The organism is Aquimarina sp. EL_43 (assembly GCF_943422735.1).
Taxonomy (GTDB): domain Bacteria; phylum Bacteroidota; class Bacteroidia; order Flavobacteriales; family Flavobacteriaceae; genus Aquimarina; species Aquimarina megaterium.
This window is the reverse complement of record NZ_CALSBR010000001.1, coordinates 3,110,077-3,135,426: the sequence shown is the minus strand read 5'-3', so window position 1 is coordinate 3,135,426 and position 25,350 is coordinate 3,110,077. Positions and strand designations below refer to the sequence as shown.

Here is a 25,350-nt window from a genome sequence, read left to right as displayed (position 1 = left end):
CTTAATCTATTCTAATAATTTATTACTTATTACACTTGCCTTATACTCATTAGGAGTCATACCAGTGTGTTTTTTAAAAACTCTGTAGAATGTTGCTTTAGAATTAAACCCTGATAGTAAAGCAATACTGGCCAGGTCATAATTATTATACTTTTCTTCTTTCAGATTATTTTTAAATTCTTTAATTCTATACTCATTCACAAAATCAGTAAAACTAGAATATCCTTTTTCGATCAAAACAGATCGAATTGCAGATTTGGTAACTCCCGAAGAAAGAGATAATTCGTCTATAGTAAGGTTTGGGTTTTTAAACACCTCGTTGGTAGAGAAAAATTCTTTGATATGCATAAAAACATCTGCGTTTTTTTGAAAGTCATTCACAGGTTGATGTATAGAGGCTATCAGGAAATATTTTTTTACCCATTGTAATTCTGTAATCCCGTAAAAGAGTAAGAATATAAAAAGAAGCATATATATAGGAACAGCCCAATATTCATAATAAGGTAATACAACGGCTTCTGTTAAGTTCTTAATGATGCTAACATCGGTATATATACTAAGAAACAATATAAATCCCGGTATAATGGTAAACAATAAATGAGTATTTACTATGGTATAAAAACTTTGAAATCTAATTTTTGATTTTTCTTTTAAGTTTATTCTTATATGCTGTTTAAATTCTTTTATCCCTAAAATGAAATAAGAAATTAACAGGGTCCAGTAGAAAAAATACCCCACTGCTTTTAGCTTTACAATCATTGAATCTTCCTGGCTTATAAAAAAATAACGATAAAGAGACAATCCAAATAAAGCAAATGGAAGTATTAAATGAATCCATTCTTTTTTATGATTCCATTTTTTACTTAACGATTTTAAATAGAGGTATAAAACAGGTCCATAAAAATATCCTTTCCATCCTCCAAAAAAAGCATACATATAAGGTTCTTTTTTGAAGAAATCACTAAAAATAAGGGCGATATGTGCATTAGCCACAAGAAGGCAGTATATACCCAGGAAAACATTTTTTGTATTTTTTGTAAATACATTTAAAGAGCCGACTACGACTAACTGAATTGTAATACATAGTTGGATACCAATAAAAATCTCACTCCAATGATACATTATATAAAAATAGCTTTTTCTTTTTTTATCCTCATGAAAAGAAAAGTTTTATCATGTTTGTCTCCTATTTCCCGTCGAGTATAAGTTTTAACCATCTCGATCGTTCTGGACTCAAATGTATTTCATCATGGTATTCTGGAGTTAACAGTACCGATAATTGGCCAGGTTTTGAAGGGGTTAATTTGTTTATTGCGTTTATGTTTACCAAAAGTTGCCTGTTTAATCGAATAAATTCTTTGGGATTAATCATCGTTTGTAATTGATTTAAAGAATCATCCAAAGGAAATAATTTTCCATCTAAAAGCTTTGCAAAAACCAATTCGTCCCGATAGAAATATGCTATATCACTTATTTTTACCGGAGTCATGCTATTTCCTGATTTTAGTAAAAAACGTTCCTTATACTTAGCTTTATCTTCTTTTTGTATACGTTGAAGTAAATCTATATTTCTAATAATCCATTCATCTGCTTCTTTGACTCGGCTTTTAAAGAATTTTCTTAATGCGTTTTGTAAATCTTCTTCATTTATGGGTTTTAGTAGATAATCAATTCCTGTAGTTTTAAAAGCTTGTATGGCATATTCATCATAAGCGGTAATAAAAATAATGGGAGCATCGATGATAACTTCTTTCAATATGTCAAAAGAAACCCCATCGGATAGGTGAATATCCATAAAAATTAGATCCGGATGTTTATTTGATCGAAACCAATCTATACTTTCTGTTACTGTAGAAATTGATGCAATAACAGAAATATCTGTATTGACTCGGGTTATTAATTTCATGAGATGATCCCTGGCCGTTGCTTCGTCCTCTAATATGATAGTTTTAATTTTCACATGTTCATTTTTTTATAATCTATTGATATTAAATGAAAAAAATTAAACATTGCTGTTTATTTCATTGGTTGTTGGCAGTAAAGGTATAGACACTCTAAATTCATCTTTGGTATTAGAAATAATCACCTTATTCTCGGTTAGGAAATCATATCGTTTTGTGATATTTTCTAATCCGGTTCCGGTAGTACCAGACGTACTACGTTTAGGATTATTGTTGTTTTTTACGGTAAAGTAGTTTTCTGTTACTTCAAAGTGAATGTGTAACGGTGATCGTTCATCTATTCTATTATGTTTTACGGCATTTTCAATAAGTTGTTGTAACACTAATGGAGGAACACTTTTATACTCAAAAAATGATGAATCTACTGCATCATGTACTTTTAGAGCAGTTTTATAGCGTTGTTCAATAAGTAAAAGATATTGTCGTGCCATCTCGTATTCGCGTGATATAGGTATAATTGCCTTTTCATTATTTTGGAGAATATATCTATATACCGATGCTATGTTTTTTAGAAATTTTTGCGCCAGTGCACCATCTTCATCAATTAAGTAATATAACGTATTAAAGTTATTAAACATGAAATGCGGATCGAGTTGATTTTTTAGAATTGATAAATTTGCCTTTATAATTTCCTTTTTAAATTGTTCGTTTTGTATATGTGAAATATAGTACTGATTTTTCCAGTTGAATGTCAGTAAAATTAGGCCAAAAATCATACAAATTGCTAATCCAGTCAAAGCAGAAAATACCACATGTTGTATCATAGGAGGTTCACTACCGAGGATCAAATAGTCTAACCATTTATAAAAATAAAAAAAGATTGTATAGATAACTGTTCCTCCGATACTACTCCCCAAAAAGATCCAAATAGAGTTTAGATTTTTTTGCACCAACTTTTTCTGAAGCTGATGAATCACTTCAAAACTTAAGTAAATAATAGACATCCATAACAATAAAAAAAGTAGATCTACTTTAGGAGCTTCTCTAAATTTTGATGCAATTGCTATAATGCTAAACATAACTATCCCCACAATAAAAACGATAACAAGTCGCCATCCCAGAGATATTTTAGGTGTTTCTATATTCATATCGAATCTTTTTACACTAATAAAAATAGGCAATTGAAGGCAAAATCTATTTTACGAAAGCAGATTTACTCTACTATTTCATAATCTTATCGTCATGCTCATATTCTATATTATGTAGTTTATCCTTTAAAAAAATAAGTTCGAGAGTATAATATTAGGGTTCATGATATTCTTCAAAAAAACACAGAGCAAACGAAGTATTTTTGAGGTATCAATCTCAAAATAATATGCAATGAAAACTATTTTTTCTTTACTTCTAAGTATTACCTTTTTATCTACCACAGTCATATACTCACAGGATAAAATCGATTTATCAAAGTACAGTTTTCAGATAGAAAACTTCAACGATGGTACTTTTTTATCTTTTACAAAACAGCGATTAGAAAATAGTCAATTTGTATTTGTAGGAGAACAGCACGGCATTAAAGAAGTGGGAATTTTTACAAATTCAATATACGATATTGCACAACCTTTTGGTTATCATACACTCTGTATAGAGACAGATGCTATAGCTGCAGAAAAAATAACTGCCATAGCGTCGTCTCATGATCCTATTGGTAACGCAAAAAAATTACATCAAGAGTTTCCTTTCGCTATTCCTTTTTACAATAATGAGGATGATTATGATCTGTTTACCAATGTAATTAAAAAGAAAGGAATGCTCTGGGGGATTGACCAGACTTTTATGGTTCAGTTTCGTCTTAATTTTGATTATATTATTTCTACTACAGATAATACACCTTTAAAAGAAAAACTACAGGAATTAAAAAAGGAGGCCAACGAAAGTTATCAATATGCTATAGCTAATAAAAAGTACGGAGCGACTTACATTTTTAAATATAATGAAGCTTTACACAAATCGTTGCTAGAACTAGCCACTGATGCCAAAGAAATCGAAATTTTAAAACAACTCTGGAAAACTAAGGAAATATATGCCTATAACATGATCACCAAAGAGTATTATAAAAATAATAATACGCGAAGTCAATTAATGAAACGCAATTTTTTAAACTATTATGATAACACAAAAGATCGTAATACTACTCCAAAAGTGATCTTTAAACTAGGAGCCAATCATGCGGCAAAAGGATTAAATCGAACTAATATTTATGATATTTCTAATATGGCTAGTGAATTGGCTATTATCAACAAAATGCATTCGTTGCATTATATGGTGATGGGTATAACTGGAAAAGCTGCTATAGGAAATCCATTTTCACCTATTCCTGTAGTGCCATTTGATAATATTAAAGATTTTCCTGAAGAAATTCAGAAGGTTATACCAACTATAACCAAGAAGTATTATATACTGGATTTAGCTTCCTTAAGACCTCTTGCTTATGCTAATTTTTCTGATGCTTTTAAGAAAACCATCTTTAGATATGACGTTCTTGTTCTGGTACAAAATGCAGAAGCATTTAAGGGTTTTTAACCCTGTTGGAACCAAATCTATCTTTGTGAATTAACAACTACATAAAGCGTTTGTTGTTAAATAAGGAGGGAGATTTATGGTTTTACCATAATCTGTGCGTTTTTTTTATATTTGCCCTTTAAAGCTAAAGCCCTAATTTATGAAAAAACAAATACTTAGTACCATTTTTTGCATTGGTATTATAATATGTTCTTGCTCCTCAGATGATAGCCCCGCACCTGCACCTACAGGAGGTGAAACCCCAACAGAAGAAACTCCTACTCCACCAGAAGTTGGTCTAAAATTTTTTGGATTAAATGAAAGCAGTGATTTTGGAGTTAATATATTTAAAACCTCCTATGGTTATATTTCTTTTGAACTAATTAATGGATCTAATGGCGCTGGTACTACAGGTGATAGTGATATTGCAATCAGAAAACTAACAGATAAGTTAGAAGTAATTGAAGAAAATATTATGGATACTTCATCATATGATATGCTTAGGAAAGCAATTCAAATAGATGAAGACACTTATATTTTAGTAGGTTCAAGATCAGTTGTTGATTTTTTCACTTCAAATTTCCCTATTATTCAAATGGTAAATAGTAAGGGCGAAGTATTAAAATCTACCATTATTGGTGGTTCGGCAGCAAACACAAGCAATAATGGTGCTATAAATGATGTTTTTTTATTAAATAACGAAATATATCTTGCTATTAATTTTGATGGGAGTCAAACTACAGCTATTGTACTAGATATGAATCTTGTAGAAAAATGGAGAAATACATTTAATAGTACCCGCTATAGTAAGATATTTGCAGATCCCACTGCTGTATACTTTATTAATAACAAGTTAAACCCAGCTGCCAGTTTATACAATACTCTGATTTTAAACAAGCTAAATATTAGCGATGGTACAACTGTTACTAGTAAAGAGTATGAGAATATTCTGGGACAATTTAACAGTGAATTTAATATTAATAAAATTAATGCCGATAATGATTATCTATATCTAGCAGGTCAGGGAGGAAGACCAAAACTTGCAGAAAATGGGCAAATCCCACAAGGAACACTTCTAAAAGTTAATAAAACTAATGGGAACGAAGTTGCAAGGCTAACTTTTGACAAGTATTGGTATTTGTCCGATATAGAGTTTTCTGGAAATGATATAATTATTGGTGGTTGGAGCAATCGAAGTTTTATTAAAATTGATAAGATCGATACTGAAGGAAATCAAATATGGACTTATGAATATAATGAAAGTCAAAATGATGTTGTTTCTGATATTATCCTTAATGATAATGGCCTCACTTTTATAGGAAGTGTACAAAGACAAGCTACTGGAGATAGAGATATTGTTGCAGGAATTTTGAAAAGTGACGGAACATTAAAATAATTTCTGGTTAGAACTATACATTAAAGTATATAAAAAACCTCTTTGATGTACTAAAAAAATGATTTAGTACATCAAAGAGGTTTTATTGTTTATCATAATATTTATAGTAGTGTACCTATAAAATTACTTATTACCGGCAATCCATGTATTGATTTTATTTTCTAGTAATGCCAATGGTACACATCCGGTTTCTAACACTTGATTATGAAACTGGCGAATATTAAACTTATCTCCCAGTTCTGCCTCTGCTTTGGCACGAAGCTCTCTTATTTTTAACTGTCCGATTTTATATGATAATGCCTGACCAGGATTAGCCATATACCGTTCGATTTCTGAAGTAATTCCTGCTTCTGATTCTGCCTCGTTATCTAATGAATATTGAATTGCCTGCTCACGTGTCCATCCCTTAGAATGTAATCCTGTATCTACAACAAGGCGAATAGCACGATGCATCTCTGCTCCCAACATTCCGAAATACTGATATGGATCTGTGTATAAGCCTAGTTCCTTACCCAAAGACTCACTATATAATGCCCAACCTTCTCCATAACCACTGTACCACAATGTTTTTCTAAATTTTGGCAATTCTCCACTTTCTTGAGTTAACGAAATCTGATAATGATGCCCTGGTATGGCTTCGTGTAAAAACAACGACTCATCACTATAAGTATTATACTTGGTTACTTCTGGAATTGGAGTATAAAAAATCCCAGGGCGAGTACCATCTAATGATCCTGGATTATATTCGGCACTAGCTGAGTTCTCACGAAAAGCTTCTGTTCTACGTACTTCAAATGGTGTTTTTGGTTTTACATCAAACAGTTTTTCAATCTGTGGCTTCATGCGATCATGGATTGCATTAAAATTATCGATCACTTGTTGTGGTTCTGTAAATGGCATCAATTCTTTTTTGCTACGCACATGATCAAAGAATGATTTTAGATCTCCTTTAAATCCTACTTGTTCTTTTATTTTTTCCATTTCAGAAGAGATTCTGGCAACTTCAGAAAGTCCCAGCTTATGAATCTCATCGGCTGTCATAGTTGTTGTTGTGTACAACTTGATTTGATATTGATAAAATTCCTTTCCGCCAGGAATCCCTTCGATTCCAGAACTGGCTCTACCTGCTTCCATATAATCCGTACTCATAAATTTATGAAGACTTTTATAGGTAGGAATAATTTTTTCGGAAACCATTTTGCTATAGGCTTCTGTTAATTGTTTTTTATCTTCATCAGAAAAATCCTCTGGAAAATTCTTAGCTGGAGTATAGAAAAGATGTTGATCTAAGTCTTCAACTGTTAATGCCTCTAATTGCGGAAGCACTTTTACGATTAATGATTTTGGTAATACATACCCAGCTGCCATACCTTCTTTCATTTTTGCTTCGGCAGACGTCATCCAATCTATATATCCTTCCAGACGTTTTAACCAATTATGATAATCATCGACAGTCGTAAAAGGTTGTGCACTAGCACCACTAGCCAATTGTCCGGCAACAAGGTTAATAGACCACATTTGATCAATAGGAAAATAGTCTTGCTTATAATTAAAGCTTTCTAAATTCATATCGCATTCCCAATTGAGGATTGCCTTAGTCATCTTTTCGCTTTCAGATAATGCAGCATCATCAAATTGCGCTAATTGCTCTTTATACTTATTAAAATAAGCTTTGGTTTTATTTACTGTTTCCTCTGCCAGAGGATTAGGAAATTGGTCATTAAATCTATTATCACCAGCAAAAGTAGCTTGTACTGGATTGAGTTGTAGACCTTCTTCATAATAATTATCTAGCATCTCATTAAATTTGGCACTAACATCTACCTTTTCTACAGGTTCTTTGGTAGTAGTAGCTTCATTTTTACAGCCCGTAAAAATCATAGCAAAACAAGCTATAGAAAGCATCTTTTTGATCATGGTATGGTATATTTTGATTTAGGAATGGAAGATAGGAAAATTAGCACGAAAAGAAATGCATCTTAACAATGTAGTAACTTCTCTAAACAAACGTGACCTCGCAAGTTTTTGAAACCTGCGAGGTCAATGATGTATTGGATTTTGGTAAGTTTTTGATATACTTACTTCTCTATCAGTAAAATAGCACGTTTGCTTTTTTTAGTTACAATTTTTGCTTTTAAAACACTTCTTTTCAGGGCTATTAGGCAAAAAACAAAACGCTCTACTACAAGAGAGTATAACAATACATTAAGGATTAATCCCCCTACTACACCATAGATTCCATTAACAAATGTAGCATATCCTATAGTATTTGTAGGAAGGTTAATTATCGAATCTAATTTTAGTAAAAACTCTGTTGTGGGAGTCAAAACGAGTGTTCCTTCATTGTTAGCGTACCCAATTAAACTACATATTGCTGCTAGGACATATAGTAAAATAAATATAACAATATATGTATGTATATTAATCTTTTTCATCTGTATATCTGGTATTAAAAGTTATAATAAAACTGTTCTTAATACTGTGCAAGATATAGCCGTTTAAGCAGGTACAAAACACGGTAAACGATGAAAATTAGGGTACTGAAAACAGGGATGTTTTATACCCTATTTACCGGTATAATATATTTAGAATCTATTAAAAAATACGTTAATACTCCCTACGGTACTTTTCTTTTTCTTTAAGTGCAATGGCTTGTTTTCCTTTCCCGGTCAGGAATTTTGTTTTTAAGGTAATTCTTTCTTTTAGTCTTTGAAAAAATACAATGAAGTGTAAATGTGGCCCTGTAGCCCAACCTACATCACCACTATATCCTATAAATTGGCCTATTTTTATCTGGTCACCAATGTTTACCTGTGCTCCATTTTTTTTAATATGGGTATATTCGGCAAATGTACCATCGCTATGATAAATGAGAATAAAATTATTATACTTGGCACAATCTGCAGAAGTACAACTTTTACTAAAACTTTCTTCTACATCTACAACTACTCCGTCCCGCGCTGCATAAATTTTAGTTCCTACAGGCATTTTAAAATCTAGTGCATTTTCATTTTGGTGAGAAGTAGCTCCATTATATCCCTGGGATAGCCAATATTCTTCTCCTTTTTTAAAAGGCAAGTAATATTTAAAACCGGTATCGTATTTTTTTTGATTATGGTTTCCATGATTATAGATAGATTCATAACCTAATTTTATCCGTTTTTTTCTATCAATTACCTTTAGATCTGTAATCGTATGTCTTTTTGTTTTTGCTGGTACTACAAAAACTTTGTTACTCCCATTAGTAGATGTAAGGTTTTCTAATCTGAAATCTATTTTTGCAGACACCGGAGTATATTCGTCATTATCTGCCAAAATCTTAAACCCATTTTCTGTTTCTTCATAATAGAGTTTAAAGTTATCCTGGGAAAACATACCTATTGAAAACAGGCAAAAAATAAGAAGTAAAGTACCTTTCATAAGTTTTATTTTATCTAAACAACTACAAAAACTATACCGATAGCAATATGTTAATCAATCAATTAACAAGACATCATCGATAAAAAAATCAAGTTATTATATTCAATATATAAATAAATAATTGACATTTTTATTACTATAAGGTACCAAAAAATTTAAATTTATCTAATTCGAGATTAAATTTAGTAGTTAAATTTATACGTAACTCCTCCTAAAACTTGTATATCCTGAACCGGGAAATTTACCCAGCGCTCATAATTCTCTCCCGCCAGATTGTTTCCTTTAATAAAGAAAGATAATTTGTCACTTAATCGATATCCTAAATTTACATTAGCGTCAAAATAAGAATCCAGAGTTACAATAGATTCTGGAACTGTAGGTAAAGAAATTACCTGATTATTAATATCTTTTCGTTCGCCAACATAAAACAACTGTGCTCCTACGTACCATTTTTTATTGATTTGGTAATCCATAAGTACCGAAGCTTTTAGTTCAGGGAGATTCCATGCTTCTTGTTCGTCTTCTGAGCTATAATTAAAATATTCTGCAGAGGCTCCTAATTTAAATTTTTTGTTAATTTCAAAATTTAACTCTCCATATCCTATTAAGGTATTAACATCGTCATAGCGATACGAGAATGAGTTTCCATAGTCAAACCCTTCTCGTTGTAATGTTGCGCTAACATTATTAACAAATAAAGGTTTCTCATCTTCTGAAATATAACTTCCTCTAAAGTTATAGCTCACTACATCAGATATTTTTCCTTTTAATCCTATATACGCATCATACAACATGTTTGTAGGTTCTATAATCAAAGTAGGAGATACAAAAGGATTTTTTTGTACAGCATCCCGATATGTATTTTGTTGTAAATCACCTTCAAGTCCACCATAGGCAATTACAGCTTCTTCTAATAATCTATAGGAAGCGGTTACTTTGGGATAAATAAAGAAATCATTATCACTATTTTCTGTATCAATACTATAATATACTGCTGCACCAAGATTTACAGTAAGATTATCTCTTAATATTACAAGACTTGGGTTGACCCCAACATTTAAAACACCATATTCATTAGGGGTTTGGAACGCAAGATCACGATCGAAACTTCCTTTTAAATAATCTGCGATAAAATTAGTTGTGATTAGGTTATCTCCTATTTCGAACTCAAAAGTAGGTTTTGCTATCACATGGTGTTCTACAGAACTTAAAGCATCACCAAAATATCTATAGTTTAATACAGCTTTCTTAAAATACAGGTCATCAAATTGAAGTTTTCCTCCTAGTTTTGCCCCAAAATAACTCTGTTGTGGATCAATCGCATTAATCTGTTCTTGTGTTAATGAAGGAATATCTGGTAATCCATACCAATTGTATAATTGATGCTCTGCTCCTACTTCTATCCCATATGTATAATCTCTTGTACGAGATGTATAATTAAGATCTAAAAAGGTATTATAAAATTTATCATCTAATTGCACTTCTTCTATACCTCCCTGTGATGAATTATGGTGCAAATACAATCCAATATTATCTGATCTATTAAGCTGAAAATTACTATAAAACTCTGCGAGAACCGATGTAAAATTCCCAAATCCCAATGTAGCATAGTTATCATAGATATCTATAGGTTTTGGTCTATCGATATTAGCAGCCCTTCCTTTTGCAGGTGTATATGTAGACGCCACAGGAACAGAAAAAATACTATATCGTATTTGCTTTTTCTGCTGTGTCACAGAATCATTAAGAACGGGAGTAGATTTTACTTTAAATGCATCACTAATTGTTGGTGTGTATGCTTTTACAATAACCACACGTTCTGTATCCAGAGTTTCATTTTCTTTTTCCTGGGCAACGCCCTTTATCCCAATTATAAAAATTGGCACAAAAAGTAACACTCTAGACCTCAAAGGTCTTGAAGACCTGTGAGGTCTATTCAATTTCTTAAAATATGTAAACATACAATACAACTCGTTTTACTAACTGATTATTACTGTTCGGTTTGGATGGATGAATTTGTTTTTGCCTCTTCGGCTTTGATTTTTCTGAGTTCGGTTTGCGCTTCATCAATTACCTCGGGAAAATCTGTGAAATTTTTAATTACGCTTTCCAAAATATATGTGGCTTGATAAGCATCTTTAAGTCCGTAAAAGTTTTTAGCCATAAGTACTAATCCTTTAGAACCATATAATCTATATCCAGGGAAATCTTTAGATAATTTTTGAATGGTTTCATTAGAAACCTTGTAATTACCATCTAGGTTTTTAAAATACGCATTATAGTATAATGCTTCGGCAGCCAATTCTCCTGTTGCTATTTTTTGCACTTCGGCATATGCTCTTTTTGCACGTTGCATGTCTACAGTCTTAAATGCTGCACGAGCAGTAAAAATCTTAGCATCACTTTTTACATCATTTTGAATTTTTGGATTCGCTAAAACTTTATCTGCATATTCGATAGTTTTTTGATAATTCAACAATTGATAATAAGACTTCATTAAATTAGATTGTGCAAAAATGATATTTTGCGGATAATCGGCATCACTTTCTAAACGTTCTAGCACAGGAATTGCTTTTTCATACTTTCGATTCTCCAGATACACTTGTGAGAGTCTTGCCAATGCTTGCTCTGTAAACTCTGTCCGGTCTTGTTGCAGCACAAATTCGTAATGTGGAATTGTTGCATCTTTATTTCCTTTTTTGAAATACAACTGTGCCAGGTGAAAGTGGCTCTTAAGAGCGTGTAAACCATTAGGAAATTCATTAAGGTATTTCTCAAAACCACTGATTGCACCTTTATCATTATTTTCTAAGAATTGTTTTTCTGCGGCTTCAAAAGCCGTATTATCCAGATCAGCATCGCTAACATCTACAAAGCTTAATCCTTTTACCCAGCTAGCATATTCATTTGTTCTTCCTAAATCTACGTAGATCAATCTTGCTGTATTCACAGCCTGGATTGCTTCATCGGTACCTGGATATTCTGCAACTACTTTTTTAAATTTTGATAAAGCTCTGTCTCCCTGATTTCCGTTATAATAAATTAGCCCTTGTTTTAATAATGCTTTTGGTACATATGAACTTCTGGGTACATCTCTAATTAGACGATCATAAGCTTCGATACCTCGCTGTGTTTTATTTTCAGAAACATACACATCGCCAAGAGCAAACATAGCATCATCCCGATATGTGGATCTGGGGTACATTTTTAAGAACATTTCTAGGTCTTGGATTTTTTTATTATGCTTATTTACAAAGCCATAACTAATTGCTTTTTGATAATGTGCATAATCAGAATCTGGTCCATTCTTTTTAATTGCCAGGTTATAGGCTTCCATTGCCGGCCAGTATTTACTAGAAATAAAATGGCTATCTCCTAATCTTAGATAGGTATCTGTTTGTCTTGCTTCATCGGCTTGGTTACTTTTAGAGAACGTTTCAAAATATTGAGCCGCCTGGGGATATTGTTTCAGCTTAAAATAAGTATACCCCAAATTATAATCTATATGTTCATACTCACTAGTCGATGACGCTCCTGTACTGCCTTGAAATTGTTTAAATCCAATTAAAGCATCATCAAAATTGTTTAGTAAGTAATCACTTTCGGCTTTCCAATATATTGCTTTAGCGGTAAATGCAGGATCTACTTGTTCTTTTAGAGATTTATCAAAATAGACTATTGCTTCTTGATAATCATTTTCAGAATACAATTCTATCCCACGGTAAAAAGCTACTTTTTGATACACTTCTTTATCTGCAAAGTTTCTACTTCCTTCGAGCAGATCCATCGCTTCCTTATAATTCTTTGATGTGATATACGAACTGATCAGTAGTTCTTTGATCTCTTCTTCAAATTCTGTGTTAGGATATTGATCTAAATAGGATAGCAAAACTTTTGGAGCACTCTCGAAAGAGTTTCCTATTTCATAGCTCAATTTTGCATAATTATACGTAGCATCTTCTTTGATTTTAGCTTCAAAATCCATTTCTGAAGCATTTTTAAAAGCATTTAGTGCTTGCTGTTTTTGATCTGTTTTAAGATAAGATTCTGCTAGGTGATAATATGCGTTTTGGGCAGTAGCATTACGCCCATCTACAATTTTATTAAATTCTGAAATTGCATTCTGATATGCTCCTTGTTTATAATAAGCATAGCCCAATAAATAATAGTCTGTATTGTTCCATTTGCCTTTTCGTCCTTTATACTCTTTAAGATATGGAATTGCTTTATCATACTGACCAAGGTTAAAATAACTCTCTCCTATAATTTTATTTAACTCTGATCTTTCTGAACGTTTCGATTTAGGCAATTGTACCAATCCTTCATTAATTGCTTCTTCGAAATTTCCTGATTTGAAATTCATATCACTCTGGAAATACGATAAATTCTTATTGTATTGATCCAGATCCTTTACTTCGTCAAACAATTTATCAGCTTCTTTATAATTATCTCCTTCGTAAGCAATAAAACCCAGATAGTATTTTGCTTTAGCACTATATTCTGGAGAATCTTCTACGCGATTTAAAAATTTCTTCGCTTCGTTAAATCGTTGAATTTTGAAATAGGCATACCCATTATTAAAATTATATTTCTCCTTTTCTGCCCTGCCTAAATTACCTTCATCAACTTTATCATACCATTTACGTGCATAGGCATACTTACCATTATCAAAATAGTAAGTCGCTGCATCAAGGTATGCTGCATTACGTTTAATACTTGTAGGGTATTGTACTACAAAATCTTCTAAAAGTTGATCTGCTCCTTTTTGATTTAACCATACTGCACAATTTGCAATATAATAAGTACAATCAGCATCAATATTTTCATCTGTAGAGGCATCTTTAACCTTATCAAATAGGTTTTGAGCGGCCAGAAATTGTTTGTTATTATACAATTCGAGAGCCTGATTATACAGTACTAATTCATTGGTGTAAATTGCGGATTGCTGTGCAGACATATATGTAGACAGAACAATCACAAAAAGCATCGAGGTGATGTATTTGTTCATTTAAGTAAGTATTACAATCTAAAAAGTAAATATCGTTTCCCGTGAATAAATTTTGTGTTAAAGATACCCTAATCTTCATTTTAATAACGAAATATTTTAGATATAATTACATAGTAAATTTAGAATTGTGAATACTTTATGAATCCCTCGTACTTTTTTTAGGTCAATTTATTATAGATAACAGTCGCAACTTGATTTGTTTTTCCATTTATTTCATACCGACTAACACATACTTTTATGCATCAAAAAAGCTAATTGACATAAATTTATGTTTTCATTAACAGATGATGTTAAATGATATTTTTTCTTCGATGGCATTACCTTATCTACACCAATGTTTTTTTGTTTTTCGTTAAGTAACATTTGCAAATAAAAAACACAAATCACTACATAACAGCGATTTACAAAAAAAAAGAAGATTCTTTAAAAAAAGTTAAACCTAATTTGTGATCAATGCCCCAACGGGACACAAATCACAACACGAACAATTAAAAACCAATACATTAGATTTAAATTTTTTAATAACTTAACACAAATTCAATATGAAAACAAAACCAAATTTTAGATTTATTAGAAATACTTTTTTAAGTGTTTTCATGATTACCGCACTGATTTCTTGTCAGAAAGAAGAATTATCTAACGAAACTTCGCAAGAAATCCCAACATCGCAACTCTCTAAAGAGGTGAAAGAAAAATTATTTAGCTTAGGAGTAAATGCAAATTATGCAGAAGAGTACACAAGTACCGATGCAAATGGATTATCCCGAGAAGGTTGGCTTATTGGTGATATTTTTATCTCTAAAAAAGATCTTTTTGAAATGCCAAGTCTTGATGTTAATCCCGAAAATGGGCAAAAACTATTTCGTACTACAAATTTAGTAACATCAAACAGAACCTATCGAATAGACATATCTGGCCTCCCCCAAGCTTATAAAGACGGAGTGGTTATTGCTATACAGCGATATAATGCATTAGGGTTAAACATTAAATTTACGGTAGGAGTTCCTAATCCTCATATCGTGGTAAGACTTACTAATCGAAATATTGCACAATTTCCTAGGAATGGTAATCCTGGACGAACTATCGAACTTCAACGTGGACTTGATCAAGATCTTATTGCAGCAGTAATGATGCATGAAATGGGGCATGCAATCGGTTTACGTCACTCTGATTATAGAACTAGACGTTCTTGTGTTAGATTTGGTTCACCAATTACAGATGAGGGCCCAGATACAGTCGGTGCCATTCATATTCCTGGCACAGACAATACAGGTGATAATAATCAATCTATAATGGTAGCCTGTGGATATGAAACAGGACAAGCCTTATTTTCAAACTTTAGTGGTCAAGATAGAACCGCTCTTAGATACCTATATTAACCAATTCATTAGGCCAGTATGATTTTTCATACTAAAAATAGCCAGGATCTTTGATCTTGGCTATTTTCTTTAATATTACACATAAAAACCACATACTATTTATGATGAAACTCTGTTATTTGTTTAGAGTAAATAAACTCATTTAAATTTTTTCCATACCTGATTTTTTTTAACAGAAAACTTTTTACTTTTACCAAAGTATATTAATTCAGAACCATAAACTATGTCTAATACGGTATTAAACCTCAAAAATGCTTCAATTTATCAACGCGAAAGTTTAATTCTTTCTGATGTCAATGTTGAAGTAAATAAGGGGGATTTCGTATATCTTATTGGTAAAACCGGTACAGGAAAAAGTAGTTTCATGAAAACGTTATACGGGGATCTTCCTTTGTTAGAAGGTGAAGGGAGTATAGTTGATTTTGATCTACCTACCTTACAAGAAAATCAAATCCCATTTTTACGTAGAAAATTAGGTATTGTATTTCAGGATTTTAAATTGCTTAATGACAGAACTGTAAAAGGTAATCTTTTATTTGTCCTTAAAGCCACAGGGTGGACAGATGAAAAAGGTATGGACAGTAAAATTGATGATGTATTGGATAAAGTAGGTATGAAAACCAAAGATTTTAAATACCCTTATCAATTATCAGGAGGAGAACAACAACGTATTGCTATTGCCAGAGCATTACTTAATGATCCTGAGCTAATATTAGCCGATGAGCCTACCGGAAACCTAGACCCGCAAACATCTGTCGAAGTTATGGAAGTTCTACGGGATATCAATAAAAATGGTAATACTATACTTATGGCAACTCATGATTATGCTTTATTGCTTAAATATCCTTCTAAAACATTAAAATGTGATGGAAATAAAGTATTTGAAGTGGTACAGAGAAAAGGATAAAGATATATTGGTCTTTAATAAATTTAGAATCTAAGCTTTTCGTAATTCTATTACTCACCCTTCATATACAATAATGTATGTAACATATTACAGAGACTAACCTATTCGCAATCCATTTTTAACAGCTAAGTCAGGAGTTAACAAAGTTACTTCTTTATCTTCTCCTACAGCTCCCAAAACCAAGCATTCACTCATCATATTAGCAATTTGTTTTGGTGGAAAATTGACCACCGCTATAACTTGTTTTCCTATAAGTTCTTGGGGTTGTTGGTAGAGTTGCGTGATCTGCGCAGAGGTTTTTCGCTCTCCCAATTCGCCAAAATCAACAATCATTTTATAGGCTGGATTTCGTGCTTCTTTAAAGATTTCTACATGTATTATAGTGCCCACTCGCATATCTACATTCATAAATTCTTTCCATTCTAAATCTCGATCCATTATTTTTTACTTCAAATTATTTCTTAAAAGTATTGAAGTTCTTTTAAAAAATAACACTTTAAGTATCGATCTTTCAAAAGAGCAGTAAAAACCGTATTAAAACAATGTTTTTTGCGTATTTTATCGTTGTTAATTGTATTTTACCGATAATTTGTTGTTTTTTACAAGCTTAGTTACGGGAATTATTCTTACATTTGTACCACACAAGTAAAATATTGTATACGATAATTCGCCCCAAAATATAGAATTAGCCCCAAATACCCCAATGCATACCCCAAAATATCGACGATAAATCCCGAGTTAACTCGGGATTTTATTTTTAATATCAATTATAGTTTAAATCTACTGTAATAAAAAACCGTGAGAAATCCTCACGGTTTTTTACTTCTATATGTATAACTTAAAAGAGTTTAAACGATTTTATTTCGTTTACGTTCAACTTCGGTTAAGTAAATTTTACGTAATCTCAAAAAGTTAGGAGTAACTTCTACGTATTCATCTTTTTGGATATATTCTAAAGCTTCTTCTAATGAAAACTTGATTGCAGGTACAATCTTAGCCTTATCATCTGCTCCAGAAGAACGTACATTTGATAATTTCTTTGTTTTGGTGATATTAACAGTCATATCATCACCTCTAGAATTTTCTCCAATCACCTGTCCTTCATAAATATCTTCTCCTGGGTCTACAAAGAATTTTCCTCTATCTTGTAGTTTATCAATAGAATATGGTATTGCAGAACCTTTTTCCATAGAAACTAATGAACCATTAATACGTCCAGGAATATCTCCTTTAAGTGGTTGATATTCTTTAAAACGGTGCGCCATAATTGCTTCACCTGCGGTTGCTGTTAATAATTGATTACGTAAACCAATAATTCCTCTGGATGGTATCATAAATTCACATACCATACGATCTCCTTTGGCTTCCATACTAAGCATTTCTCCTTTACGCATAGTTACCATTTCTACAGCTTTTCCTGATACATGCTCAGGCAAATCAATAGTTAATTCTTCGATTGGTTCACATTTAGTACCATCTATTTCTTTAATGATTACTTGTGGTTGTCCTATCTGTAATTCATATCCTTCACGACGCATAGTCTCAATCAATACTGATAAATGCAGTACACCTCGTCCGAATACCAAAAACTTATCTGCACTATCTGTATCATTAACTCTAAGTGCTAAATTTTTCTCTAATTCTTTTGCTAATCTTTCTTTAATATGTCTGGATGTTACAAATTTTCCATCTTTTCCAAAGAAAGGTGAGTCATTAATTGTAAACAACATACTCATCGTAGGCTCGTCGATAGCAATAGTTTTTAATCCTTCAGGATTTTCTATATCTGCTACAGTATCGCCTATTTCAAAGCCTTCGAGTCCTACCAGAGCACAAATATCTCCTGCCTCTACTTTTTCTACCTTCATTCTTCCCAGGCCTTCAAAAGTGTGAAGCTCTTTTATTTTTGATTTTTTTATCGTCCCATCTCGTTTCACCAAAGAAACCTGCATACCTTCTGTCAGAGTTCCTCTTTGTAAACGTCCAATAGCGATACGTCCTGTAAAAGATGAAAAATCTAATGATGTGATCAACATTTGAGGAGTACCTTCTTCAATTTTCGGAGAAGGAATATGCTCAATTACCATATCAAGCAGAGGTTCGATATTATCTGTTTCATTCTTCCAGTCTTCGCTCATCCAATTATTCTTGGCAGAACCATATACCGTAGGGAAATCGAGTTGCCATTCTTCTGCACCAAGTTCGAACATCAGGTCAAATACTTTTTCATGTACTTCGTCTGGTGTACAGTTTTCTTTATCTACCTTATTAACCACAACACAAGGTTTTAATCCAAGGTCAATTGCTTTTTGCAGTACAAAACGAGTTTGTGGCATAGGCCCTTCAAAAGCATCTACCAAAAGTAGTACTCCATCTGCCATATTCAATACGCGCTCTACCTCTCCTCCAAAATCGGCGTGACCAGGAGTATCTATAATATTAATTTTGGTTCCTTTATAAGTAACCGAAACGTTTTTCGAAGTAATTGTAATCCCTCTTTCGCGCTCCAGGTCATTATTATCCAAAATTAAATCACCTGTGTTTTCATTTTCACGAAATAATTGACAATGGTACATAATCTTATCTACCAACGTAGTCTTACCGTGATCTACGTGAGCAATTATCGCAATATTTTTTATAGCTGTCATAAACGCCTCATTTTTAAGGGTGCAAAGGTACGAGATATTTTGACAGGTTGTATACGAAAATTTTAATTATTAATAAATAGGTATATATGTATTCAAAAAAAACAAAAAAAAACACTATAACCAACTCATTGTCTATTAATTAGTATCTTTTCCGAATGTCCATCCTATTGAAAAACTGGCAATTGGTGATATGTAAGTCTCCTTATCATTAAATCCATAACCAACTCCTAGTTCCAAATTCCAGTTAAGTTTTGATTCACAAGTTCTCTGTATTCCCCATACAGGACCAACTACCCCATTATAATCCGACCTTGTTTCTAAATCACCAATCAAAGGATCTCCAATGCTTAGATAGGATGATAAAGCAAGATAATTTCCAGAGTTATTGGCTATTCTTTTTCCCTTTTGTTTTCTTCTTTTAAAATTATAATAATAACGATATGCGCCTTCAAAATTAGGGAAAACCCCATATTCAGAGCCATTGGCGTCGCTATACACCCAAGCGAATCCTGTGCCAACTCCAACACTCAATGAAGTTTTAGAAGTTAACCCTACTTCGTATCGTAGTCCTGGCATTATTATATTTGCAGTAAACATATTTTGTGTTCCTTGCGCATGATTAGCACTAGTCTGAGCATTACTACTAAAAACACCCAATATCAAAATAGTGAGAAATATTTTTTTCATGTATAAAAGCTTAATTGATAAAGAAAAAATCTATGAATCAAACTTTATACCAAAAGTTGATGGTTAAATCGCTTATACATTAACAAAACTCATATCTTTGCGCCATAAAATAAGCTATCATGCAATTAGAAAATATTCCAAACCTTAAGAACCTTGATTCAAACAACTTTTTTCTCCTGGCCGGACCCTGTGCTATTGAAGGAGAAGAGATGGCATTACGTATTGCAGAAAAAGTAGTTACTATTACTTCTAAGCTCAAAATTCCTTATGTTTTTAAAGGATCATTTAAAAAAGCTAACCGTAGTCGTATTGATAGTTTTACGGGAATTGGTAATGAAAAAGCATTAAAGATCCTACGTAAAGTTGGAGATACTTTTGAAATCCCAACTGTTACTGATATTCATGAAAATGAGGATGCAGCACTTGCAGCCGAATATGTAGATATTTTACAAATCCCGGCTTTTTTGGTGCGCCAAACTGATCTTGTGGTTGCTGCTGCAAGAACAGGAAAAACGGTTAACTTAAAAAAAGGACAATTTATGAGTCCCGAAGCTATGCAACATGCTGTAAAAAAAGTAAAAGATAGCGGTAATGAAAATGCAATGATCACCGATCGTGGAACTATGTTTGGTTACCAGGATATGATTGTTGATTTCAGAGGGATTCCTACAATGAAACAGTACGGCACTACGGTACTCGATGTAACACATTCGTTACAGCAACCTAATCAATCTAGTGGTGTAACTGGAGGAAGACCTGATATGATCGAAACTATTGCACGTGCAGGAATAGTAACTGGCGTAGATGGTTTATTTATGGAAACACACTTCGATCCTGCAAATGCCAAAAGTGATGGTGCAAACATGTTACATCTTGATCATCTCGAAAAACTATTGAGCAATCTGGTTGCTATTAGGCAAACCGTTAATCAGTTATAAATTTTTCATTTCTAAAAGTATATGCTTGTTCAAGAACTTCGATAAGTACTTGATCATCGATATCATCTATACTTTGGTATCGAAGAGATTTTACATATTTTCTTTTATCAGACTCTAGTTTCTCCTGGTGTTTGGTAAAATACTGTGCACTCCAAAATCCCACGTCTACATATCCTTTAGTTACATTAAAGTAACAGATCGGGCTTTTACCTATATAATAAAAAGGAACTCTCCATTTAAACAACAACTCTACTTCTGGTAATGTCGTTTCAATCACTACCTGTAGATGAAGTACTATAGATTTAAAAGGCTCTAATTGTCTTAAAATATATTCTTCTGCTGGATTCATAACTCAAAAATACTAAAAATCAAAGGCGGCTTTATTTTCCTTTACAACAATCGGTGGATAAACCGCAAAAAACAATTGATTAGCCATGTTAGTTGTGTTTTTACGCGAAGATTCCTTTCGTAAACACTCCACCAAAGTTTAAATTTATAAAATGATTTTCACCTTTTTTGATTACACATTTTTATATCTAAAATTAAAATATTGATATAGTATTATGTGTAGAAATAGTGATTTGTTTTGGCGGTTATTCTAGTCGACAAGAATATTAAAAAACAATTCCTTTTTGATAAAAATCAAAAATTTGAATCATGATTACACAATCATTTTATAATCTTAAAACTAATTAATTATGAAACAAACAAAAATTCTATTTTATCTTTTACTGGCACTACTATTGGTAATAGCATCCTGCCAAAAAGATGAAATTACCGAAGAAATTGATACTACAGAAAGTATAGATTTTAAATCGGCTATGCAAAAAAGTTCATCTGCATGCGAAACAAGGACTATATGTTATAATGAACCTGTACTTACGGGGTATGAACTCATAGGCTACACCTTTAGTGATGATTGTCCTGACAGAAGACCCCCTAGAGATTTGGAAGAGCCCCTTGAAAATGCAAAAGTGATTAGTTACGGTTTAACTCCTAGAATAGTAAGAGGCGGATATGGTTGCGCAGACAATAATTGCATCTGGATGATTGCTACCAAAGTCGGTAAGAATGTGGGAGTAACAACACGTCATCCCGTAACTTGGGCTCCTTTGGAGAGTTACACAAAAAACCCTTCTGATCCTAACAATAAATTAACTGTAGTATTCAGAGATGGAAAATGGACATGTACACTAAGATTAGCTACTCAAAAAGAAAAAGATCTTTTTGCTTCTCAAGGTTTGCTATGTACAATTTATAACTTAAATGACGGATGTGGTAAATGGTCTACAAAGTTAATTAAAGGACGAAAACCTCCAGTTGAACCTCCATGTAACCCACATTGTCCATGATCTACCATAAATCAAGATAATTTAATTACAAACTATATAATAAATAGATTTAGATTAAAGTAAATTATATATCCGTAAGTTTTATGTAAAATTTACGGATATATCTCTCTCCTTTTGCAAACAGGTCAAAACTTTCTCATTATAAAATCTAATTTTAGTTACTATTAATTCACGAAAAACTTTCAACACACAGTAATTCATATATAAAACGGTATATCAATAACTGGAGCATCAAAACGATTAAGAAAATAATAAAAACATACCAAAATTTGCAAAATTCAATATTTTGATTTTACTTTGTATTTCAAAGTACTTTTTAATATGAGCACAGAAGAATACTTAAAAGACATTACCGAGATTAAAGATATGATGAACAAATCATCTCGTTTTTTCTCCCTTAGCGGTTTATCAGGAATAATGGCTGGTATCTATGCCTTAATCGGTGCTGCTGTTGCGTATTACCTGGTTAGTATTAGTGGAAGAAACTACCTTATTCTAGATGGTAAAATATTTAATTATATCCTTCTAGACCTGGTCCTAGTTGCTTTTCTAAGTATTATTACAGCCATTATATTAAGTATTACAAAAGCGAAAAAAAATAACGAAACCTTATGGAATAGTGCTTCCAAACGATTACTTACCGCTTTTTTGATTCCATTAGTTACTGGTGGTATTTATATCATTATAAAAATATCCAGCGATCATTATGGTCTTACCGGTTCATTAATGCTTATTTTTTATGGTCTCGCTCTGGTAAATGCTTCAAAATACACTATTGGTAATGTAAAATATTTGGGATATATAGAAATTGTATTAGGTTTGATCTGTGCAATTTATCCTGGATATGGCTTCTGGTTTTGGGTGCTGGGATTTGGTGTAATGCATATTATATACGGAAGCCTGATATACTTTAATGAGACTTCAAATTCGAAATCTAAACCATAAAGTAGCAATCCTTACCCTATAAATTAGTTTTTGATTTATACGGAAATGCAATTCAATCAGGTTAAACTGAGTACAAAATTTGAAAAAATTCCTTTTTTTTAGGGAATCCGGAATGAAAAATATAATTAACAATATAAACAAAGCTTTTGACCATCGAATTCGATTAGGAATTATGTCGATATTGATTGTTAACGAATATGCCGATTTTAAAACGCTAAAAGAGCTTCTGGGAGCTACCGATGGTAACTTAGCCAGTCATACTAAAGCTTTGGAAAAAGAAGAATATATTATAGTAGAAAAATCATTTATAGGCAGAAAACCCAATACAAGGTACAGTGTTACCAAAAAAGGCCGAGAAGCTTTTAAAAAACACGTAGAAGCTATTGAAAAATTATTAAAACAGTAGCTATATTTTTTTATCATTTTTACTTTGAAAAACAAAGTACTTTTAAAATAAATAATGAGAGCGTTTATATTAGAAACAATTTATGAGTTAAGTAAAAAGCCATATCAAAAATGGTTTAAAAAACAACCATCCTGGGATATCTCAGTAAAAACACTTATTACATATCCCAAAGGAAGTCTTGGGTTTCATTTAGGTTGCTTTTTGCTACAACATGATTTTAGCTCGCAACCCAAATTAGAAAATCATGATGTTTTTCATGTATTAACCAATATTGGCATCTCTGTTTCCGAAGAAGTGGCTATGCAGTATTATCTTTTAGGAAATGGTAAACGTACAATATACCTAATCTCTGTCATAGTACTAGGCACCCTATTCTATCCAGACAAGATCAAACTTTTTAAAAAAGCATATCAAAAAGGGAAAACCGCTTATCCTTTTTACCAACTGGATTACAAAAAGCTTTTACATCAATCTGTGCAAACCCTGAAAACCACATTTTTAATCTCATCATTATGAAAATCATACAACCTATTAACAAAAATGCACTTATCGTAGCAACCATAAGCTTTCTTTTGGGAACTTTACTATTACTGTTCTTTTTAATTTCTCAATCTAATATCGTATTAGACATAGGTTTTTTTTATGTGATCATAGCATCAGTTCTTAATGCAATCGTCTTTGTAGGGATCATAACTAATGCTATCATCAACCACCAGTACTATAAAGAGAATTTAACAACGATCATACTGGTCGTTCTCAATATCCCAATTACTATTGGGTATATCATTATCGTAATCAACAACCCTTTCTTAAAATATTTTTAATCTCATCATTATGAAAATAGCGCATCCTATTAATAAAATTGCAATCATTTTAGCCTTAGTTAGTTTTCTTATCGGAACCTCTCTATTGCTTCTTTACATATGTTTTAAATGGAGTGCACTATTGCACATAGGAATTAATTATGTTAGAATTGCTTTCCTTGTTAATGCAATTTTTCTGGCATTTCTAATTATTAATGCGCTTTTCTTTTCAAAAGACACCAAAGAGAATCTAATCACAATACTGCTCTTTCTACTTAACATTCCTATTACACTTATCTATATCCAAATCGTATAAATACTAATTATTATGAATATTATAGAAAAACAATTGCCTTTCATAAAACTGTTTACGTTTTCAGTAACATTTAGCTTATTATTACTGGCAATCAGAATTTTAAAAACAGAATCTTCTTTTTATCTATTTCTGGTCTGGAACCTCTTTTTAGCATGCATTCCTTATGGCATTACAATACTACTAAGCATACGCAAAACAAATCAGCTCATTTTCTGGTTAGGTTTTGTGATATGGCTCTTATTTTTACCTAATTCTCCATATATCTTAACAGATTTACAACACATCAGATTAAGTAACTTACAGTCAGTTTGGTTTGATGTTTTACTTATTCTATCCTTTGCCATCAATGGTTTAATTATCGGTTTTGCTTCTTTATGGATGATGCAGACACTACTTCTTGAAAAATTTTCTAAAAAAATTACAAACCTCATCTCTTATAGCATTCTGTTATTGTGTGGTTTTGGAATATACCTGGGAAGAGTATTAAGATGGAACAGTTGGGATATACTTCAAAATCCATCAGGGATTTTATCAGATATCTTAAAAAGAGTTCTATTTCCCACTCAACATATTAACACCTGGGCGTTTACGATAGGTTTTGGCGGTTTTCTAATCATCACATATCGAATGATCCAACATTATCAAGAAAAAAATAATTAAAAAAATACAATCACTATAAATATTA

24 protein-coding genes are annotated in these 25,350 nt (G+C 32.1%); 12 read left to right on the top strand and 12 right to left on the bottom strand.

The genetic code is table 11. The features are described from left to right. Window positions 1-6: 6 nt before the first annotated feature. From NNL09_RS13290 to NNL09_RS13280, 3 genes are all read right to left on the bottom strand, one after another. The gene (locus NNL09_RS13290) at window positions 7-1,122 is read right to left on the bottom strand and encodes an AraC family transcriptional regulator (RefSeq protein WP_196909535.1); all 1,116 of its coding nucleotides are present in this window, start codon (window positions 1,120-1,122) and stop codon (window positions 7-9) included. A gap of 64 nt (window positions 1,123-1,186) precedes the next feature. After that, window positions 1,187-1,960 carry a LytTR family DNA-binding domain-containing protein gene (locus NNL09_RS13285; protein WP_196909534.1) on the bottom strand — a complete coding sequence of 258 codons (774 nt, stop codon included), beginning with the start codon at window positions 1,958-1,960 and terminating at the stop codon, window positions 1,187-1,189. Between the two features lie 42 nt (window positions 1,961-2,002). After that, the gene (locus NNL09_RS13280; RefSeq protein WP_196909533.1) at window positions 2,003-3,049 is read right to left on the bottom strand and encodes a sensor histidine kinase; all 1,047 of its coding nucleotides are present in this window, start codon (window positions 3,047-3,049) and stop codon (window positions 2,003-2,005) included. Between the two features lie 232 nt (window positions 3,050-3,281). Here NNL09_RS13280 and NNL09_RS13275 point away from each other — a divergent pair, with 232 nt between their 5' ends. Both NNL09_RS13275 and NNL09_RS13270 read left to right on the top strand, forming a co-directional pair. Then, on the top strand, window positions 3,282-4,481 hold the full coding sequence (locus NNL09_RS13275) for a hypothetical protein (RefSeq protein WP_196909532.1): 1,200 nt from the start codon (window positions 3,282-3,284) through the stop codon (window positions 4,479-4,481). Window positions 4,482-4,620: 139 nt separating this feature from the next. Then, entirely contained in the window at window positions 4,621-5,856 is a 1,236-nt protein-coding gene (locus NNL09_RS13270; RefSeq protein WP_196909531.1) for a hypothetical protein, read from the top strand. 123 nt (window positions 5,857-5,979) lie between these two features. Here the strand turns inward: NNL09_RS13270 and NNL09_RS13265 are convergent, their stop codons facing one another. The 5 genes from NNL09_RS13265 to NNL09_RS13245 all read right to left on the bottom strand — a co-directional run bounded on the left by NNL09_RS13265 (window position 5,980) and on the right by NNL09_RS13245 (window position 14,284). Next, window positions 5,980-7,773: a DUF885 family protein gene (locus NNL09_RS13265; RefSeq protein ID WP_196909530.1), complete on the bottom strand. Its 1,794-nt coding sequence runs from the start codon at window positions 7,771-7,773 to the stop codon at window positions 5,980-5,982. Window positions 7,774-7,934: 161 nt separating this feature from the next. Further along, on the bottom strand, window positions 7,935-8,291 hold the full coding sequence (locus NNL09_RS13260; protein WP_196909529.1) for a hypothetical protein: 357 nt from the start codon (window positions 8,289-8,291) through the stop codon (window positions 7,935-7,937). Between the two features lie 172 nt (window positions 8,292-8,463). Next, window positions 8,464-9,276 (bottom strand): M23 family metallopeptidase, encoded by an 813-nt coding sequence (locus NNL09_RS13255; RefSeq protein ID WP_025666609.1) that lies wholly within the window; start codon window positions 9,274-9,276, stop codon window positions 8,464-8,466. A 182-nt stretch (window positions 9,277-9,458) separates the two neighbouring features. Beyond that, a complete protein-coding gene (locus NNL09_RS13250) occupies window positions 9,459-11,237 on the bottom strand; it encodes a TonB-dependent receptor (RefSeq protein ID WP_196909528.1) in 1,779 nt (592 codons plus the stop codon). 29 nt (window positions 11,238-11,266) lie between these two features. Beyond that, window positions 11,267-14,284: a tetratricopeptide repeat protein gene (locus tag NNL09_RS13245; RefSeq protein ID WP_196909527.1), complete on the bottom strand. Its 3,018-nt coding sequence runs from the start codon at window positions 14,282-14,284 to the stop codon at window positions 11,267-11,269. Between the two features lie 542 nt (window positions 14,285-14,826). Between NNL09_RS13245 and NNL09_RS13240 the strand changes: the two genes are divergently transcribed. Both NNL09_RS13240 and NNL09_RS13235 read left to right on the top strand, forming a co-directional pair. Further along, window positions 14,827-15,663, top strand: a complete 837-nt coding sequence (locus NNL09_RS13240) for a M57 family metalloprotease (RefSeq protein WP_196909526.1) — start codon at window positions 14,827-14,829, stop codon at window positions 15,661-15,663. A 223-nt stretch (window positions 15,664-15,886) separates the two neighbouring features. After that, window positions 15,887-16,570: a cell division ATP-binding protein FtsE gene (locus NNL09_RS13235; RefSeq protein WP_106793629.1), complete on the top strand. Its 684-nt coding sequence runs from the start codon at window positions 15,887-15,889 to the stop codon at window positions 16,568-16,570. A gap of 96 nt (window positions 16,571-16,666) precedes the next feature. Here the strand turns inward: NNL09_RS13235 and NNL09_RS13230 are convergent, their stop codons facing one another. The 3 genes from NNL09_RS13230 to NNL09_RS13220 form a co-directional block, all read right to left on the bottom strand. Further along, the gene (locus NNL09_RS13230) at window positions 16,667-17,008 is read right to left on the bottom strand and encodes a tRNA-binding protein (protein WP_025666604.1); all 342 of its coding nucleotides are present in this window, start codon (window positions 17,006-17,008) and stop codon (window positions 16,667-16,669) included. A gap of 410 nt (window positions 17,009-17,418) precedes the next feature. Next, entirely contained in the window at window positions 17,419-19,218 is a 1,800-nt protein-coding gene (gene typA / locus NNL09_RS13225) for a translational GTPase TypA (RefSeq protein WP_025666603.1), read from the bottom strand. Between the two features lie 135 nt (window positions 19,219-19,353). Next, a complete protein-coding gene (locus NNL09_RS13220; RefSeq protein WP_196909525.1) occupies window positions 19,354-19,905 on the bottom strand; it encodes a hypothetical protein in 552 nt (183 codons plus the stop codon). A gap of 119 nt (window positions 19,906-20,024) precedes the next feature. Between NNL09_RS13220 and kdsA the strand changes: the two genes are divergently transcribed. Continuing rightward, complete coding sequence (kdsA, locus tag NNL09_RS13215; protein ID WP_025666601.1) at window positions 20,025-20,843, top strand: 3-deoxy-8-phosphooctulonate synthase; 819 nt, start codon at window positions 20,025-20,027, stop codon at window positions 20,841-20,843. On the opposite strand, the gene NNL09_RS13210 is transcribed toward kdsA, so the two are convergent. Further along, the gene (locus NNL09_RS13210; protein WP_025666600.1) at window positions 20,830-21,192 is read right to left on the bottom strand and encodes a DUF1801 domain-containing protein; all 363 of its coding nucleotides are present in this window, start codon (window positions 21,190-21,192) and stop codon (window positions 20,830-20,832) included. The genes kdsA and NNL09_RS13210 overlap by 14 nt on opposite strands. A 349-nt stretch (window positions 21,193-21,541) precedes the next feature. On the opposite strand from NNL09_RS13210, the gene NNL09_RS13205 reads away from it, so the two are divergent. From NNL09_RS13205 to NNL09_RS13175, 7 genes are all read left to right on the top strand, one after another. Next, window positions 21,542-22,195 carry a hypothetical protein gene (locus NNL09_RS13205; RefSeq protein WP_196909524.1) on the top strand — a complete coding sequence of 218 codons (654 nt, stop codon included), beginning with the start codon at window positions 21,542-21,544 and terminating at the stop codon, window positions 22,193-22,195. A 321-nt stretch (window positions 22,196-22,516) separates the two neighbouring features. After that, window positions 22,517-23,140, top strand: a complete 624-nt coding sequence (locus NNL09_RS13200; protein ID WP_034242779.1) for a hypothetical protein — start codon at window positions 22,517-22,519, stop codon at window positions 23,138-23,140. Window positions 23,141-23,252: 112 nt separating this feature from the next. Next, complete coding sequence (locus NNL09_RS13195) at window positions 23,253-23,546, top strand: transcriptional regulator (protein WP_025666597.1); 294 nt, start codon at window positions 23,253-23,255, stop codon at window positions 23,544-23,546. 54 nt (window positions 23,547-23,600) lie between these two features. Then, complete coding sequence (locus tag NNL09_RS13190) at window positions 23,601-24,062, top strand: Coq4 family protein (protein ID WP_025666596.1); 462 nt, start codon at window positions 23,601-23,603, stop codon at window positions 24,060-24,062. Further along, complete coding sequence (locus tag NNL09_RS13185; protein ID WP_025666595.1) at window positions 24,059-24,370, top strand: hypothetical protein; 312 nt, start codon at window positions 24,059-24,061, stop codon at window positions 24,368-24,370. Before NNL09_RS13190 ends, NNL09_RS13185 begins: the two co-directional genes overlap by 4 nt. 10 nt (window positions 24,371-24,380) lie before the next feature. Then, a complete protein-coding gene (locus NNL09_RS13180; protein ID WP_025666594.1) occupies window positions 24,381-24,665 on the top strand; it encodes a hypothetical protein in 285 nt (94 codons plus the stop codon). A gap of 12 nt (window positions 24,666-24,677) precedes the next feature. Further along, entirely contained in the window at window positions 24,678-25,325 is a 648-nt protein-coding gene (locus NNL09_RS13175) for a DUF1361 domain-containing protein (protein ID WP_196909523.1), read from the top strand. Window positions 25,326-25,350: the final 25 nt, after the last annotated feature.